The organism is Streptomyces sp. NPDC045678 (assembly GCF_056432085.1).
This window is the reverse complement of the sequence record NZ_JBWKJS010000009.1, coordinates 235391-251357: the sequence shown is the minus strand read 5'-3', so window position 1 is coordinate 251357 and position 15967 is coordinate 235391. Positions and strand designations below refer to the sequence as shown.

The window sequence follows — 15967 nt, the reverse complement described above, 5'->3', positions numbered from 1 at the left end:
ACTCGGGAGCTCGCGGAACGTGAGTGCGGTGCAAGACGGCGGGCGGAGGTCCGGCGTCCTCCGCCCGCCGCCGTCTAGCGACCCGCGCCCGAACCGGTCGTCGGGGCGGGTGGGTCGGAGTGGTGTGCCGTCGCATCACTCATCGGCACAGCTTTCCCCGGGCGGACCTTCCCCGGGCCGTCCTGCCCCGAACGTGCCTTGCCCGGGCCATCCTTGCCTGGGCCGTCCTTGCCCGGGCGGCCCTTCGCGGGCAGGTCCTTCAGTCGGATGTTCCGGAAGGTGACCTCGTCGGCGTCGCCGTGGTTCTGGATGCCGATGTGGCCTTGGCGCAGGCTGCGGGCCGGGTCGGTGTTGGTGAAGTCGTTGATCTTGACTCCGTTGAGGTAGACGCGAAGGCGTTCGCCCTCGACGCGAATCTCGTACGTGTTCCACTCCCCCGGCGGGTTCAGCGCCTGGTCACGCTTCTTCAGGTCGGCGGAGCGGAAGCCGTAGACGGAGCCCGTGGTCTTCTCGGGGACGTCCGTGGCGTCGATCTGGATCTCGTAGCCGTTGTTCACGGCCGACCAGGGGTCGTCGGAGGGCGGGAAGCCCACGAAGATCCCCGAGTTGTCGTCGCCCCGCATCCGCCAGTCGAGCTTGAGGGAGTAGGAGCCGAGTTCGCGCCGGTCGTACCAGAGCATGCCCATGCCGCCGACGGTCTTGAGCGTGCCGTCGCCCTCGTTGAGCCGGAGGGAGCCGGGGCCTGCCTGTTTCCAGCCCTGGAGCGAGGAGGCGGTGCCGTCGAAGATCGGGGTGTAGCCCTTCTCCGGCCGGCAGTCGGCCTGGGCCGCGCCGACGGCCCAGCGGATGCCGCCGAGGAGGTGCCGGCGGAAGGCCGGTTCGGCGAAGGACTCCTTGGTGTGGCCGCCGCCCGTGTAGAAGGAGCGGCCGCCCTCGTAGCTCTGACACCAGGCGATGGGGCGGTCGCCGGACATCGTGCCGCCCGTGTACGACGATTCGTCGAGGGTGGCGAGCACGCGGGCCCGGTCGCGGGGGTTGGCGCGGTAGTTGTACCACTCGTCGGTGCGGTCCCAGCTGCCCGTGCCGAGGTGGGCGGTGGCCGGGTGCGCGTGGTCCTCGACGTGGACCTTCGCGGGCTGGATCGCGGGGTGCGACTGGAAGTAGGCACCCGCGAGCCCGCCGTAGAAGGGCCAGTCGTACTCGGTGTCGGCCGCGGCGTGCACGCCGACGTAGGCGCCGCCGTCGCGGATGTACCGCTCGAACGCCGTCTGCTGGTCGGCGTTCAGGACGTCACCGGTCGTCGAGAGCCACACCACGGCGTCGTACCGGGCCAGGTTCGCGGCCGTGAAGGCGCCGGCGTCCTCGGTCGCGTCGACGGTGAAGCCGTTCGCGGCGCCGAGTTCCTTGACGGTGGCGATGCCGGTGGGGATCGAGTCGTGGCGGAAGCCGGCGGTCCTGGAGAAGACGAGCACCTTCTCCCCCGCCTTCTTCGGCGGCTCGGGCTTGGAGGCCGCGGGGCCCGACACACAGCCGATGAGCAGGGCGGCTGCGGCGGTCGCGGTGGCCAGCCGTACGGATGCGCGCATGTGCTGACCCCTCTCAGCTCGTCGTGAAGGTGAAGTCGTCCACGTCGTACAGCGCCCCCGAGCCCCTGCCCTTGAAGACCAGGAAGAGCGTCGTGGTCTTGGTGGGCGGCTTGCTGATCGCCGTGCTGACGTCGGCATACGTCTCCCAGCCACCGGTCGGCGTGACCTTCGCGGTGCCGAGCAGTCTGCCGTCGGCGGATCCGCTGCGTACCTCCAGCGTGCCCCCGGATCCGGCCGACGCGACGCGTGCGGTCAGCTTGGTGGCGTTGCCGAGGATGTACGGCTCGAAGGAGACCCAGTCGCCGTTGTGGATGTCGCCGACGGTCTTGCCGCCGTGCGCCGGGGTGTGGTTGACGACGGAGACGCCCTTGGAGTCGTTGTAGTGCTCGCCCTGGCGGTGCTTGGGCTGGACGACGTTCTGGTCGTGGGTGGTCAGCGCGGGCTGGCCGTTCGCGCCCTTGTCGGTGTACTCGGCGTCGAACACCCCGAAGATGTTGGCGTTCGGGTCGTGCTCGCCGTCGGCGGAGGTCTGGATGGTGCCCTCGCAGCCGTTGGCCGAGGTGACGGGGTGGCCGTGGCTGTCGTGGCCGAGAATGTGCGTGACCTTGACCTTGGTGCAGTCGATCGGCCCGTCCTCCGGGTCGGTCACCTTCACCTGGAAGGGCACCTTGTCGCCGAAGGTGAACAGCTGGCCGTCACCGGGCAGTTGCAGGGTCACCTTGGGGGCGGTGTTGCCGACGGTGATGTGGGCGCTTGCCGAGCCGGTGCGTCCGGTGGAGTCCTTCACGGTCACGGTGGCCGTGTAGACGCCGTTCTTCTTGTACGTGTACGTGGGGTTCTGCTGCGTGGACTTGCCGCCGTCGCCGAAGTCCCAGGCGTAGGTGAGCGTCCCGCCGTCGGCGTCCGTGGCCTTGGCGGTGAACTTGGTGCGCAGCGGCGCCTGCCCGCTCGTCTTCGAGGCGGTGGCCTCGGCGACCGGGGAGTGGCCGTCGGTGGCGTTCTCGATGCGGTAGAGGCCCGAGTTCTCGTCGCCGCCGAACCAGGCCGTGCCGTAGTCGAGGACGTAGAGGGCGCCGTCGGGGCCGAACTCCATGTCCATGACCTGCGTGCCGGTCCACGGGAACGGGTTGATCTTCGAGACCGTGCCGTCCGTGCCCTGCTCGATGCGCTTGATCCAGCGGCGGCCGAACTCGCCGGCGAAGAAGTCGCCGTCGTACGCCTCGGGGAACTTCACCGGGGAGGTGTTGGCCGCGTCGTAGCGGTAGACGGGGCCGCCCATCGGGGACTCGGAGCCGCTGCCGAACTCGGGCACGGAGCCACCGTCGTACGGAATCCAGGCTTCCTGCGCGGGCGGCAGGTCGGTCAGGCCGGTGTTGTGCGGCGACTCGTTCTTCGGGGCCTTGCAGTCGAAGGCGGAGCCGGAGGTGCCGGTCGCGAAGTCGTAGTCGACGTAGGCGTCGTTCTTGCCCGTGCAGAACGGCCAGCCGAAGTTGCCGGGCTTGGTGACCCGGGCGAACTCGACCTGTCCCGCGGGGCCGCGCTTCGGGTCGGCCGCGCCGGCGTCGGGTCCGTAGTCACCGACGTAGACGATGCCCGTCGGCTTGTCGACGCTCATGCGGAAGGGGTTGCGGAAGCCCATCGCGTAGATCTCGGGGCGGGTCTTCGCGGTGCCCCTGGCGAAGAGGTTGCCGTTCGGGACCGTGTACGAGCCGTCGTCGGCGACCTTGACGCGGAGGATCTTACCGCGCAGGTCATTGGTGTTGCCGGCGCTGCGCCGCGCGTCGAAGGCGGGGTTGCGGTTCGCGCGCTCGTCGATGGGCGTGAAGCCGTCCGAGGCGAAGGGGTTGGAGTCGTCGCCGGTCGACAGGTAGAGGTTGCCGTCCTTGTCGAAGTCGATGTCACCACCGACGTGGCAGCAGGTGCCGCGGCTCGCGGGGACGTCGAGGACCTTCTTCTCGCTGGCGTTGTCGAGGGTGCCGTCGGCCTTGAGGACGAAGCGGGAGAGGCGGTTCACGCCGTCGAACTTCTTGAAGTCCTCGGCCGTGCCGTTCTCCGGGGCGTCTCCCGCGGGGGTGTCGAGCGGCGGCGCGTAGTAGAGGTAGATCGCCCGGTTGTCCTTGAACTTCGGGTCGATGCCGACGCCCTGGAGGCCCTCTTCGTCGTGCGTGTAGACCGGTATCTTCCCGGCGATCCTGGTGTTGCCCGCCGCGTCCGTGAGGCGGAGTGTCCCGTCGCGCGAGGTGTGCAGGACCGAGCGGTCGGGGAGCACGGCCAGCGTCATCGGCTCGCCCGTCTCCGCCGCGCCCTTGGCGAGGGTGACCTGCTGGAAGTCCTCGGCGACGGGCGCTGCGGAGGCGGCCTTCGCGGGCGGATCGGCGGGGACGGCACCGGCGTGCGGCACGGCGAGGGTCAGGGTGGCACCGGTGAGTACGGTGCCGGTGAGCAGGGCAAGGCTTCTGCGGAGTCTCGGGCGTTTCCTGTGCACGGGGTTCCTCCGGATGGGGGGACGGTCGTACGGGGTGTGTGCGCCGTGCGCCGGGGTGCGCCGTCACCCCGGACGAATCATGTCCTGAACACCTCAAGGACGGTAGCCACGTTTGTCCCGGGCGGAAAGCCCTTGTGCGCGACGGAAGTTGAACTTTTTCCTGTCAATGGACAAACGTGGCACGGGACCAACTGGATCCGTCCCGGTCAGTCGGTCCGGTCGGAGCCGCCGAACGCCGCGTCGAAGGACGCGCTCGGGGCCTCGAAATCGAACGCCTTCAGGCGCGTCAGCGCCTCCGGTGCGCCCTGCAGCCGGTCCATGCCCGCGTCCTCCCACTCGACGGAGACGGGCCCGTCGTACGCGATGGAACGCAGCATCCGGAAGACGTCCTCCCACGGAACGTCCCCGTGGCCCGCCGACACGAAGTCCCAGCCGCGCCGCGGGTCGCCCCACGGGAGGTGCGAGCCGAGGCGGCCGTTGCGGCCGTCAAGGCGGCGCCGGGCCTCCTTGCAGTCGACGTGGTAGATGCGGTCGCGGAAGTCGTAGAGGAATCCGACCGGGTCGAGGTCCTGCCACACGAAATGCGACGGGTCGAAGTTCAGCCCGAAGGCGGGGCGGTGGCCGACGGCCTCCAGGGCCTTGTGCGTGGTCCAGTAGTCGTACGCGATCTCCGAGGGGTGCACCTCGTGGGCGAACCGCACGCCCTCCGCGTCAAAGACGTCGAGGATCGGGTTCCAGCGCTCGGCGAAGTCCTCGTAACCGCGCTCGATCATCGACTCGGGAGCCGGCGGGAACATCGCGACCAGGTGCCAGATCGAGGAGCCCGTGAAGCCGACGACCGTATCGACGCCGAAGGCCGCCGCCGCCCGCGCGGTGTCCTTGATCTCGGCGGCCGCCCGCTGCCGCACCCCCTCGCCCTCGCCGTCGCCCCAGATGCGGGCGGGCAGGATCGCCCGGTGCCGCTCGTCGATGATCGCGTCGCAGACGGCCTGGCCGACGAGGTGGTTGGAGATCGCCCAGCACTTGAGCCCGTACTTGTCGAGCAGCGCGTGCCGCCCGTCCAGGTACGTGGGGTCGGCGAGCGCCTTGTCGACCTCGAAGTGGTCGCCCCAGCAGGCGAGTTCGAGGCCGTCGTAGCCGAAGTCGCGGGCGAGGGAGCAGACCTCTTCGAGCGGAAGGTCGGCCCACTGGCCGGTGAAGAGCGTGAACTGCCGTGGCATGACCAGGCCTCCTCGGAGCGGGAACGGGGCGAACAGCGGAAGCGGATTCCGCACGGACATCAGGCGAGGACGGGCGTGTACACGGAGTTCTTCGCCGCGCTCTCCTCCACCGCGGCGAGCACCCGCTGCACGGAGAGGCCGTCGGCGAAGGACGGTTCGGGCCGCGCCCCGGTGGCGATGGCGTGCAGCAGGTCGCGGGCCTGGTGCACGAAGGTGTGCTCGTAGCCGAGGCCGTGGCCCGGCGGCCACCAGGCGTCCACGTACGGGTGATCGGGCTCGGTCACCAGGATGCGGCGGAACCCGGACGACGCGGCGGGCTCGGTGTGGTCGTGGAAGGAGAGCTCGTTCAGACGCTCCAGGTCGAAGGCCAAGGAGCCTTCGGACCCGTTGAGTTCGAGCCGCAGCGCGTTCTTGCGGCCGGCCGCGAAGCGGGTCGCCTCGAAGGAGGCGAGGGCGCCGGACGGGAAGCGTGCCGTGAAGACGGCGGCGTCGTCGACGGTGACCGTCCCGAGCCGGCTGCCGCCCTCCGCGGTGAGACCGCTGGACGCCCCTTCGAGCAGCGGCCGTTCACGTACGAACGTCTCGGTGAGTGCCGACACTCCGGCCACCGGCTCCCCCACCAGGTACTGCGCGAGGTCGACGATGTGCGCGCCCAGGTCGCCGAGCGCCCCGGACCCCGCGCGGTCCTTGCGCAGCCGCCAGGTGAGCGGGAACGACGCGTCGACCAGCCAGTCCTGAAGGTACGTCAGGCGTACGTGGCGCAGCGCCCCGAGCCGCCCCTCGGCGACCATCCGTCGGGCGAGCGCGAGGGCGGGCACCCGGCGGTAGTTGAAGCCGACCATGGCCACCTGACCGCGGGCGCGGGCCCGTTCGGCGGCCTCGGCCATGGCCTCGGCCTCCTCGACGGTGTTGGCGAGGGGCTTCTCGCACAGCACGTGCTTGCCCGCCGCCAAGGCGGCGAGGGCGATCTCCGCATGACTGTCGCCGGGCGTGCAGATGTCGACGAGGTCGACGTCGTCCCGGGCGATCAGGGCGCGCCAGTCGGTCTCGGCGGCGGCCCAGCCGAGCCGGTCGGCGGCGGCGCGCACGGCGCCGCCGTCGCGGCCGCAGACGGCCGAGAGCACCGGCCGCACCGGCAGGTCGAAGACGCGCCCCACGGTGCGCCAGCCCTGTGAGTGGGCGGCGCCCATGAAGGCGTAGCCGACCATGCCCACGCCCAGGGGGCGCTTTCCGGTGGACCCGGAATCGGCACCGGCCTCGGGTTCCGTCTCACGCATGCGGTAATCCTCCTCGTCGACGCTCGGTGGGGGGTGCGGGCGTGCGCATCACTTGAAGCCGGTGGACATGTACTGGCCGACGTTCTCCTTGTCGACGACGGCCGAGTAGCAGGTGACGAAGGAGGGGATCTCGAACTCCGCCATGCCGTTGATTCCCTTGCCCTGGCCGAGGGCGCGCGCGAGGTCGATCGCGGACGCGGCCATGGTCGGCGGGTAGAGGACGGTGGCCTTCAGGACGCTGTCGTCCGCCTCGATGGCCTGCATGGCGGAGAGCGCGCCCGCGCCACCGACCATCAGGAAGTCGTCGCGGCCGGCCTGCTTGATGGCGCGCAGGGCGCCCACGCCCTGGTCGTCGTCGTGGTTCCACAGGGCATCGAAGTTCTTCTGCGCCTGGAGGAGTTGGGACATCTTCGACTGTCCGGACTCGACGGTGAAGTCGGCTGCCTGCCGGGCGACCTTCTTGATGTTCGGGTAGTTCTTCAGGGCGTCGTCGAAGCCCTTGGAGCGCTGCTTCGTGAGCTCCAGGTTGTCGAGCCCCGCCAGCTCCACGACGCGGGCGTTCTTCGTGCCCTTGAGCTTCTCGCCGATGTAGTGCCCGGCGCTCAGGCCCATGCCGTAGTTGTCGCCGCCGATCCAGCAGCGGTAGGCCTGCGGTGAGGCGAAGACGCGGTCGAGGTTGACGACGGGGATGCCCGCCTTCATGGCCTTCAGGCCGACCTGGGTGAGCGCCTTGCCGTCGGCGGGCAGGACGACGAGGACGTCGACCTTCTTGTTGATCAGCGTCTCGACCTGGCCGATCTGGGCGGCGGTGTCGTTGGAGCCCTCGGTGGCCTCCAGGGTGACGTCCGCGTACTTCTCGGCGCGCTTCTTGGCGTTGTCGTTGATGGCGTTGAGCCAGCCGTGGTCGGCCTGGGGGCCCGCGAAGCCGATGGTGACCTTCTTGCCCGGCTTGTCGTCGGCGACCTGCTGCGACGTGGCGTCGGAGTCGTCGTCCTTGGACTCGTTGCTGGTGCAGCCCGTGACGAGGGCTCCGGTGGACAGCGCGGCGGCTCCGAAGAGGAGTCCTCTGCGGCTCGTGTGGGATGGCATGGGTGAACCCCTCGGGTCAGGAAGTGGTGGCCGAACGTCGTTGGACGAGCACCGCGGCGACGATGATCGCGCCCTTGGCGATCTGCTGGGTCGCGGTCTCCAGGTTGTTGAGGGCGAAGATGTTCTGGATCGTGGTGAAGATCAGCACGCCGAGCACGGAGCCGGTGATGGTGCCGCGGCCGCCGCTGAGCAGGGTGCCGCCGATGATCACTGCCGCGATCGCGTCGAGTTCGTACAGGTTGCCGTTGGTGTTCTGGCCGGAGCCGGAGAGGATGATCAGCAGGAAGGCCGCGATGCCGCAGCACAGGCCGGAGAGCAGGTACAGGTAGAGCCGCTGCCTGCGGACGTCGATGCCGGCGAGCCGGGCCGCTTCCGCGTTGCCGCCGACGGCGACCGAGCGGCGGCCGAAGGTGGTGCGGTTCAGGAGCAGCCAGCCGATGACGGTGACGGCGGCGAAGACCAGGACCAGCGGCGGGATGCCGAGGATGTACGAGTCGCGCTCACCGAGCCTCAACACCCCGTCGACGGTGACCATCTGCGTCTTGCCGTCGGTGATCTGCAGGGCGAGGCCGCGGCCCGCCGCCAGCATGGCGAGGGTGGCGATGAACGGCACGATCGCGCCGTACGCGATGAGCAGGCCGTTCACCAGGCCGCACCCCATGCCGACGATGACGGCGGTGAAGAGGATGCCGGCGAAGCCGTACTCCTGGGTGGCGACCGTCGTGGCCCACACGGAGGCGAGGGCGACGATCGCGCCGACCGACAGGTCGATGCCGCCGGAGATGATCACGAAGGTCATGCCGACGGTGACCACGCCGATGACGGAGGCCTGGGTGAGGATCAGCTGGACGTTGTCGGAGTCGAGGAACGAGTCGGGCTGGGTGATGCCGCCGATCACGATCAGCGCGGCCAGCACGCCGAGCAGGGAGAGCGTCCGCACGTCGGCGCGGGCCGCGGCGGTGCGCCACGGGCTGCCGCCGTCCGCGGGGGTGCTCTTGTGGGTGGCGGCCTCGGCCGCCGGGGCTGGCTGGGTCATGCCGCCGGGCTCCCTTCGAGGACGAGGTCGAGTACGCGGTGTTCATCGAGTTCACGTGCGGGCGCGGCATGGACGACGCGGCCTTCGCGGAGCACCAGGACGCGGTCGGCGAGGCCGAGCACTTCGGGTACTTCGCTGGAGACGAGGAGTACGGCGAGGCCTTCGTCGGCGAGGCGGCGGATCACCGCGTACAGCTCGGCGCGGGCGCCGACGTCGACGCCGCGGGTCGGCTCGTCGAGCAGCAGGACGCGGCAGCCGCGCAGCAGCCAGCGGGCCAGGACGGCCTTCTGCTGGTTGCCGCCGGAGAGGGTGCGCACGGGGGCCGAGGGTTCGTCGGGGCGCAGCGAGAGTTCGCGGGTCGCCGCGCGTGCGGCTTCGCGTTCGGCGCGCCGGTCGATCCACCCTCCGCGTGAGAAGCGGGACATGGAGGTGACGGATACGTTGCGGGTGACGGACTCCAGCATGAGGAGGGCCTGCGCCTTGCGTTCCTCGGGGGCGAGCCCGAGCCCCGCACGGACGGCGGCACGGACGCTGCCGGAGCGCAACGGCTGTCCGTTGACGACCACGTGACCGGTGCTGGGCCTGCGGGCGCCGTAGATCGTCTCCAGGATCTCGGAGCGTCCCGAGCCGACGAGTCCGGCGAGGCCCACGATCTCGCCCGGGCGCAGATCGAGGTCGAAGGGTGCGAACTCGCCGTGCCGGGAGAGGCCGCGGATCCGCAACACCGGGTCCGCGGTGGGCGGTTCGACGGGCCGGTCCGGAAAGACGTACTCGACGTTGCGGCCGGTCATCAGCGCCACGACGTCCTTGGTCGGCGTGGACTCCGCGGGCAGTCCGCCCGCGACGGCCCGCCCGTCCTTGAGGACGGTGACGCGGTCGCCGATGCGGCGGATCTCCTCGAGCCGGTGGGAGATGTAGACGACGGCGACGCCGTCCGCCGTCAGGTCGCCGACGATGCGGAAGAGGTTGTCGACCTCGTCGGGGTCGAGGGCGGCGGACGGCTCGTCCATGACGATGAGGCGCACCTCGTGCGAGAGCGCGCGGGCCATCGACACGATCTGCTGCTGGGCGGCGGAGAGGTCACCGACGAGCCGCCCCGGATCGATCTCGCCATGCCCAAGTCGCTTGAGCAGCGCGGCGGTTGACGCCCTCGCCTCCCGGCCGCGCACCACGAATCCGGCGGCGGTCGGCTCGTGCCCGAGGTGGACGTTCTCGGCCACGGACAGCCCTTCCACCAGGTCGAGTTCCTGGTAGATGGTGGCGATGCCGAGCCGCATGGCGGCGATCGGGGAGCGGAGCGTGGTGCGCTCGCCGCGCCAGGTGATCTCCCCGCCGTCGGGCTGGTGGGCGCCGGCGAGGACCTTGATGAGGGTGGACTTCCCGGCGCCGTTCTGGCCGAGGAGGCAGTGCACTTCCCCGGCCTGTACCTGGAGGTCGACGCCGTCGAGGGCGCGGACTCCGGGGAACGACTTGGTGATGCCGGACATGGTGAGCAGCGGTGGTTCTTGTGCCATGACGGTTCCCCTCGGCGGCGGTCGCAGCAGGGCAGGGCGGATTCGGGGCAGGGCGGAGTCGCCCGGGTGGCGGCACCGGCGCAGGGCGGAGCGGGGTGCTGTGCCGGGTGAGGTGACGCTGTGTTCCGTACGTGCCGGCCGGGCCGATCGGCGCGGTTGCTGTGCTCGGTCTTGGGCCGACTGTCAGGCCGGGGAGAAGAGGTGGTCGCTGATGAGGCGGGCGCCGCCGATGACTCCGGCGGTGGGGCCCAACTCACCGAGGACGATGGGGAGGTTGCCGGTCGCCAGGGGCAGCGACTGGCGGTAGACCTGGGTGCGGATCGCGGCGAGCAGCGTATGACCGAGACCGGTCACGCCGCCGCCGATCACCACGAGTCCGGGGTTGAAGAAGCTGACGAGGCCCGCGATGACCTGGCCGGTGCGGTTGCCGCCCTCGCGGATGAGGTCGAGTGCGGTGGCGTCGCCCGCGGCGGCGGCCGCCGCGACGTCGACGGCGCTGAGCCGTCCCGCCTCGTCGAGCCGCGTGGCGAGATCCGCGGAACGTCCCTCCCTGGCCGCCTCCTCGGCGTCGCGGGCGAGCGCCGCGCCGCTGAAATAGGCTTCCAGGCAGCCCTTGTTGCCGCAGGCGCAGGGGCGTCCGTCCGGTTCGGACTGGATGTGGCCGATGTCGCCGGCGCTGCCCGTCGTACCGCGGTAGACCTCACCGCCGACGACGATGCCGCAGCCGATGCCCGTGCCGATCTTGACGCAGAGGAAGTCGGCCACGGAGCGTGCGACGCCCGCGTGCTGCTCCCCCATCGCCATGAGGTTGACGTCGTTGTCGACCATGACGGGGCAGCCCAGATCCTGGCTGAGGGCCTCCCTGACGGGGAAGCCGTCCCACCCCGGCATGATCGGCGGGGCGACCGGCACGCCCTCGGGGAAGCGGACAGGGCCCGGGACGCCGATGCCGGCGCCGTCGAACCCTTCGGCGAGCCCGGAGGCCTTGAGCTTGGCCGCCATGGCGAGGACCTGTTCGAAGACCGCGACCGGGCCCTCGCGCACGTCCATGGGCTGGTTGATGTGGCCGAGGACCTCCAGCTCGGCGTTGGTCACCGCGACGTCGACCGAGGTCGCGCCGATGTCCACGCCGAGGAAGCGGAGGGCGGGGGCCAGGCGGATGTTGTGGGAGCGGCGGCCACCGCGCGAGGCGGCGAGCCCGTCGGCGACCACGAGTCCGGTCTCCAAAAGCCGGTCGACCTCCACGGCGAGCTTGGACCGCGAGAGGTCGACCTGATCGCCCAGCTGGGCGCGGGAGTTGGGTCCTCCGTCACGCAGCAGGCGCAGCAGCCGTGCCTGGTGCGTGTTGGCGGGTCGAGCCGTCATGCGTCTCACGCGCCCCTCCCCGCCTCATCGGGCTTCCCGGTTCGAGCTTTCGAGGGGAACGTAGCAGTGCCTGCCGGGGCTGGGAAGAAGTTGAGCGCGAATTGCCCATGACTTTCTCCAGTCACAGGACAAAGGGGGGTGAGGGGGCGGGGTGGAGTGTGTGGCTACGCGGGCTGCCTGAGCATGCACCACGTGTGCGGGCCGTTGTCCGGAAGCGGGACGTCCGCCGTGACGGTGAAGCCGAGCCGCTCGTAGAACGCCACGTTCTGCTCCGTCGAGGTCTCGAGGAAGCAGGGGAATCCGGCCCGGTCGGCGGCTTCGAGGCCGGGTCCGATCACCGCGCCGCCGAGCCCCTTCCCCTGCTCGTCCGGGTCGACCCCGACCGTGGCGAGGAACCAGGCGGGGAACCGCGGCCGGTGCGGCCGCAGCGCGTGGTCCGCCGACTCGAACCAGGGCGCCCGGTCACCCGCGAGCTCTTCGATGAGCGGGCCGATCGCGGCGAAGCCGGGCCCCGGGTCCCGGTCCGGTGTGGTCCATACGGCGACGGCGCGGCCGGCGCCCGCGACCCAGACCCGTCCGTAGACCATGCCGATCCGCGTCAGGAAGAGTTCCTGGAACCGGCGCACCCGCTGGTGGTGATTGTCGGCGGCGACGACGTGGCGGGTGAAGGGATAGTCGGCGAAGGCTCTGGCGAGGGTGTTCACCGCCACCGGGACGTCTTCGTCGATCACTGGGCGTATGCGGTGCGGGGTGCGGGGGGACGTACTCAAGGGGATTCTCCCGGTCTTCGCGTCTCACGCTTGCGGGCGTCTTACGGTTGCGGGCGTCTTACGGTTGCGGACGTCTTACGGCTGCGGACGTCTTACGGCTGCGGGCATCTCACGATTGTGGACCGTCTTACGGTTGCGGACGTCTCACAATTGCGGACGTCCCGGTCGCGGCGGTGCTCAGTCCCGGTCGCGCTGTCGGTACGTCCGCCGGAACGTCTGCCTGATGTGTTCCGTGTGGGCGCGCATGATGTCCGCCGCGCGCCGTTCGTCGCGCTCGGCGATCGCCGCGATCAGCTCGCGGTGCTCCACCCAGGACTGCCTGCCGCGCTGCCCGGCCACCGGCGCGTGATACCAGCGGGCCCTGCGGTCCACCTGGCCGGCGAGCTCGGCGAGGACCACGTTGTCCGCGAGTGCCATCACCTTGGCGTGGAAGGCGGCGTCCAGGGCGACCGCCTGGTCCACGTCGCCGTCGGACACGGCCTGTTCGCCGCGAGTGCACAGCTCGTCGAGCTCCGTGATGCCCGCGAGTCCGGTGTTCACGGCGGCAAGCCGGGCGGCTTCGGCCTCCAAGAGGGTGCGGACGGTGAGGAGTTGGTCCGCCTCCTCCTCGGTCGGCTCGTGCACGAACGCGCCCTGGGCGGGCCGCAGGTCCACCCATCCCTCGGTGGCGAGCCGCTGCAGCGCTTCGCGCACCGGCTGCCGCGAGACGCCCAGGTGCCCGGCCAGTTCGCTCTCGACGAGGTGCTGTCCGGGGTGCAGCGAACGGGTCGTGATCAGTTCGAGCAGTGCTTCGTAGACCCGCTCCCTGAGGGGTCCCGGCCGTTCGAGCTTGGGCAGCGCCCCCGTCGGCAGTCCTGTGGACAACGTCGCGGTCCCCTCCTCGAGGATTGGTTCACGGGCAGCGCACGACCTGCCCCGCGTACGAGAGGTTGCCGCCGAAGCCGAACAGCAGGACCGGGTCCCCTGAGCGAAGCTCCCCGCGCTCGACCAGCTTGGACAGGGCCATCGGGATGCTGCCCGCCGAGGTGTTGCCGGAGTCGACGACATCGCGCGCGACGACGGCGTTCACCGCGCCGATGCGCTCGGCGAGCGGCTCGATGATGCGGAGGTTGGCCTGGTGCAGGACGACTCCGGCGAGGTCGGCGGGGGTGACCCCGGCGCGCTCGCAGGCCGCGCGGGCGAGCGGGGGCAGCTGGGTCGTCGCCCACCGGTAGACGCTCTGGCCCTCCTGCGCGAAGCGGGGCGGTGTGCCCTCGATGCGTACGGCGTTGCCCATCTCGGGCACCGAGCCCCAGAGCACGGGGCCGACGCCGGGCTCCTCGCCGGGCCCGCAGGCCTCCAGGACGACCGCGCCCGCACCGTCGCCGGTCAGAACACAGGTGGTGCGGTCCGTCCAGTCGGTGACCTCGGACATCTTGTCGGCGCCGATGACCAGGGCGCGGGTCGCGGCACCGGCCCGCAGGGTGTGGTCGGCGGTGGCGAGAGCGTGGGTGAAGCCCGCGCAGACGACGTTGAGGTCCAGGGCGGCCGGGCCGGGGATGCCGAGGCGCGCGGCGACCCGCGCGGCCATGTTCGGCGAGCGGTCGATGGCCGTGGACGTGGCGACCAGGACGAGGTCGATCGCCTCGGGGATGAGGCCCGCGGCGGCGAGGGCCTTGCCGCCCGCGTGCGCGGCCAGCTCGTCGACCGGCTCCTCCGGGCCCGCGATGTGGCGGGTGCGGATGCCCACCCGGGACCGGATCCACTCGTCGCTGGTGTCGACCTTGGCCGCCAGGTCCGCGTTGGTGAGGATCCTGGCGGGCTGGTAATGGCCGACGGCGGCGATGCGCGAGCCGTGCATGTACGGGTCCCCCTTGGGCCGAAGATACGGGACCCTCCAGTCTGGTCAGCGACTGATGAGTAACGGTGCACGTGATGCGACAGGAAAGGAGCGCGGGGTTTGGACGTTTCTCATGATCTGGTCACCCTCTGAAGAACTGTGTGACCTTGTGTACGAGTTGGCCGGGGGTCGGGAAGCGGGCGGCGGACCGGAACGACGGTCGTGTGCGCGTACTGCGGAGTCGGCCGCGAGCCGACGCCGCACGTGCAGGACAATGAGGTACGCATCAAGGGGCCGCTTCGGCCACCAGCACGTACAGACACGTACAGAACCGGGACTGATCAAGACATGGGACGAGTCACGGAGCGACGCAAGGTGATCCGGGTCAGGGACGGGCACGTCTCGGAGCGGCCCGACACCCTCGTCGCCGAGGAACCCCTGGAGATCCGGCTGAACAGCAAGCCGCTCGCCATCACCATGCGCACGCCCGGCGACGACTTCGCGCTGGCAGCCGGTTTCCTGGTGAGCGAGGGCGTGCTCGGTGCGGCGGACGAGCTGCGGTCGATCGTGTACTGCGCGGGCGCGACGGCCGACGGTGCGAACACCTACAACGTCGTCGACGTGCGGACCGCCCCCGGTGTCGTGCTCCCCGACATCACCCTCGAACGCAACGTCTACACCACGTCGTCCTGCGGCCTGTGCGGCAAGGCGAGCCTGGACGCCGTCCGCACGACGGCCCGCTTCCCGATCGCCGACACCCCGCCGGTCCGGATCGGGACCGACCTCCTCGCGAGCCTCCCCGACCGGCTCCGCACCGCGCAGCGGGTCTTCGACAGGACCGGCGGTCTGCACGGGGCGGCGCTCTTCTCCGAGGAGGGCGATCTGCTCGACATACGGGAGGACGTGGGGCGGCACAACGCCGTCGACAAACTGATCGGACGCGCCCTGCAGAACGGGGACCTGCCGCTGTCCCGCGCGATCCTGCTCGTCTCGGGCCGTGCCTCCTTCGAGCTGGCCCAGAAGGCGGTGATGGCGGGCATTCCGGTGCTCGCGGCGGTCTCCGCGCCGTCCTCGCTCGCCGTCGACCTGGCCGCCGAGACGGGCCTCACGCTGATCGGTTTCCTGCGGGGCTCCTCCATGAACGTGTACGCGGGCGAGCACCGCGTCGCCCTGCGGGCCGCTGCCCCCCAGGGCTGACCCGCCCCCCTGCGCCGCACCTGCCCCGGTCCGGGTGCCGGGCCGTCAGGCCGACTCCTCGACACCCGAGGCCGCCGAGACCCCCGAGGCATCCGAGAGCCCCGAGGCATCCGAGACCCCCGAGATCCGGCCCAGCATCTCCAGGAACCGCTTTCGCTCGTCGGGCGAAAGCGGCGCGAGCAGTTCCGCGTTGGCGTGTTCGGCCGCTTCCGCGCAGCGTGCGACCGTGCGCTTGCCGCGTGCCGTGATGGTGACGGCGTTCTTGCGCCGGTCGCGGGGGTCGGGGGCGCGTTCGACGAGGCCTTCGGCCTGTAGGTCGTTGATGACGCCGACCATGTCCTTCGGGTCGAGCGAGACGCTGCGGCCCAGCTCCGCCTGGGCGACGGGGCCCAGATCCGCGACGGCGGAGAGCACCACGTGATGCCACATCTTGAGCCCCTCGCGGGCCAGCGCGTCGGCGACCAGAGCGCGACCGCGGGCCGCCGCGCGGCCGAGCAGCCAGCTGGGGAGGGTGCGGATGGTGCTGGGGGCGGGGGGTGTCGTAGCCATGGGGGAAGCGTACCGAAGAATCATTGGACTCCCCAACGGTATTGGCCTTACGGTGTTCCT

13 protein-coding genes are annotated in these 15967 nt (G+C 70.8%); 1 reads left to right on the top strand and 12 read right to left on the bottom strand.

What is annotated here, in order from left to right:
* Positions 1-74 precede the first annotated feature (74 nt).
* The 11 genes from AC07DO_RS30085 to AC07DO_RS30035 all read right to left on the bottom strand — a co-directional run bounded on the left by AC07DO_RS30085 (position 75) and on the right by AC07DO_RS30035 (position 14182).
* Entirely contained in the window at positions 75-1586 is a 1512-nt protein-coding gene (locus AC07DO_RS30085) for a ThuA domain-containing protein (RefSeq protein WP_479063865.1), read from the bottom strand.
* A gap of 13 nt (positions 1587-1599) precedes the next feature.
* Positions 1600-4071, bottom strand: coding sequence for a PQQ-dependent sugar dehydrogenase (locus AC07DO_RS30080; RefSeq protein WP_479063864.1), 2472 nt, complete (start codon positions 4069-4071; stop codon positions 1600-1602).
* A gap of 206 nt (positions 4072-4277) precedes the next feature.
* The gene (locus AC07DO_RS30075; RefSeq protein WP_479063863.1) at positions 4278-5291 is read right to left on the bottom strand and encodes a sugar phosphate isomerase/epimerase family protein; all 1014 of its coding nucleotides are present in this window, start codon (positions 5289-5291) and stop codon (positions 4278-4280) included.
* Between the two features lie 59 nt (positions 5292-5350).
* Positions 5351-6568, bottom strand: coding sequence for a Gfo/Idh/MocA family protein (locus AC07DO_RS30070; protein ID WP_479063862.1), 1218 nt, complete (start codon positions 6566-6568; stop codon positions 5351-5353).
* A 48-nt stretch (positions 6569-6616) separates the two neighbouring features.
* A complete protein-coding gene (locus AC07DO_RS30065; RefSeq protein ID WP_479063861.1) occupies positions 6617-7657 on the bottom strand; it encodes a substrate-binding domain-containing protein in 1041 nt (346 codons plus the stop codon).
* Positions 7658-7673: 16 nt separating this feature from the next.
* Positions 7674-8693, bottom strand: coding sequence for an ABC transporter permease (locus tag AC07DO_RS30060; RefSeq protein ID WP_479063860.1), 1020 nt, complete (start codon positions 8691-8693; stop codon positions 7674-7676).
* Positions 8690-10207 carry a sugar ABC transporter ATP-binding protein gene (locus tag AC07DO_RS30055; RefSeq protein WP_479063859.1) on the bottom strand — a complete coding sequence of 506 codons (1518 nt, stop codon included), beginning with the start codon at positions 10205-10207 and terminating at the stop codon, positions 8690-8692. Before AC07DO_RS30055 ends, AC07DO_RS30060 begins: the two co-directional genes overlap by 4 nt.
* A gap of 183 nt (positions 10208-10390) precedes the next feature.
* Positions 10391-11572, bottom strand: a complete 1182-nt coding sequence (locus tag AC07DO_RS30050) for an ROK family transcriptional regulator (protein WP_479063858.1) — start codon at positions 11570-11572, stop codon at positions 10391-10393.
* Between the two features lie 164 nt (positions 11573-11736).
* Positions 11737-12342, bottom strand: a complete 606-nt coding sequence (locus tag AC07DO_RS30045) for a GNAT family N-acetyltransferase (protein WP_479063857.1) — start codon at positions 12340-12342, stop codon at positions 11737-11739.
* A 177-nt stretch (positions 12343-12519) separates the two neighbouring features.
* Positions 12520-13206 (bottom strand): GntR family transcriptional regulator, encoded by a 687-nt coding sequence (locus tag AC07DO_RS30040; RefSeq protein WP_479063856.1) that lies wholly within the window; start codon positions 13204-13206, stop codon positions 12520-12522.
* A gap of 28 nt (positions 13207-13234) precedes the next feature.
* Positions 13235-14182 carry a beta-ketoacyl-ACP synthase III gene (locus AC07DO_RS30035; RefSeq protein ID WP_479063855.1) on the bottom strand — a complete coding sequence of 316 codons (948 nt, stop codon included), beginning with the start codon at positions 14180-14182 and terminating at the stop codon, positions 13235-13237.
* Positions 14183-14509: 327 nt separating this feature from the next.
* On the opposite strand from AC07DO_RS30035, the gene fdhD reads away from it, so the two are divergent.
* Complete coding sequence (gene fdhD / locus AC07DO_RS30030; protein ID WP_479063854.1) at positions 14510-15358, top strand: formate dehydrogenase accessory sulfurtransferase FdhD; 849 nt, start codon at positions 14510-14512, stop codon at positions 15356-15358.
* 45 nt (positions 15359-15403) lie between these two features.
* Here the strand turns inward: fdhD and AC07DO_RS30025 are convergent, their stop codons facing one another.
* The gene (locus AC07DO_RS30025) at positions 15404-15907 is read right to left on the bottom strand and encodes a MarR family winged helix-turn-helix transcriptional regulator (protein ID WP_479063853.1); all 504 of its coding nucleotides are present in this window, start codon (positions 15905-15907) and stop codon (positions 15404-15406) included.
* Positions 15908-15967: the final 60 nt, after the last annotated feature.

Excerpts from the sequence above, each read along its gene's own strand:
- AC07DO_RS30050 (WP_479063858.1), bottom strand. The coding sequence starts at position 11,572 with ATGACGGCTCGACCCGCCAACACGCACCAGGCACGGCTGCTGCGCCTG.
- AC07DO_RS30075 (WP_479063863.1), bottom strand. The coding sequence starts at position 5,291 with ATGCCACGGCAGTTCACGCTCTTCACCGGCCAGTGGGCCGACCTTCCG.
- AC07DO_RS30065 (WP_479063861.1), bottom strand. The coding sequence starts at position 7,657 with ATGCCATCCCACACGAGCCGCAGAGGACTCCTCTTCGGAGCCGCCGCG.
- AC07DO_RS30055 (WP_479063859.1), bottom strand. The coding sequence starts at position 10,207 with ATGGCACAAGAACCACCGCTGCTCACCATGTCCGGCATCACCAAGTCG.
- fdhD (WP_479063854.1), top strand. The coding sequence starts at position 14,510 with ATGGGACGAGTCACGGAGCGACGCAAGGTGATCCGGGTCAGGGACGGG.
- AC07DO_RS30035 (WP_479063855.1), bottom strand. The coding sequence starts at position 14,182 with ATGCACGGCTCGCGCATCGCCGCCGTCGGCCATTACCAGCCCGCCAGG.
- AC07DO_RS30025 (WP_479063853.1), bottom strand. The coding sequence starts at position 15,907 with ATGGCTACGACACCCCCCGCCCCCAGCACCATCCGCACCCTCCCCAGC.
- AC07DO_RS30060 (WP_479063860.1), bottom strand. The coding sequence starts at position 8,693 with ATGACCCAGCCAGCCCCGGCGGCCGAGGCCGCCACCCACAAGAGCACC.
- AC07DO_RS30070 (WP_479063862.1), bottom strand. The coding sequence starts at position 6,568 with ATGCGTGAGACGGAACCCGAGGCCGGTGCCGATTCCGGGTCCACCGGA.
- AC07DO_RS30085 (WP_479063865.1), bottom strand. The coding sequence starts at position 1,586 with ATGCGCGCATCCGTACGGCTGGCCACCGCGACCGCCGCAGCCGCCCTG.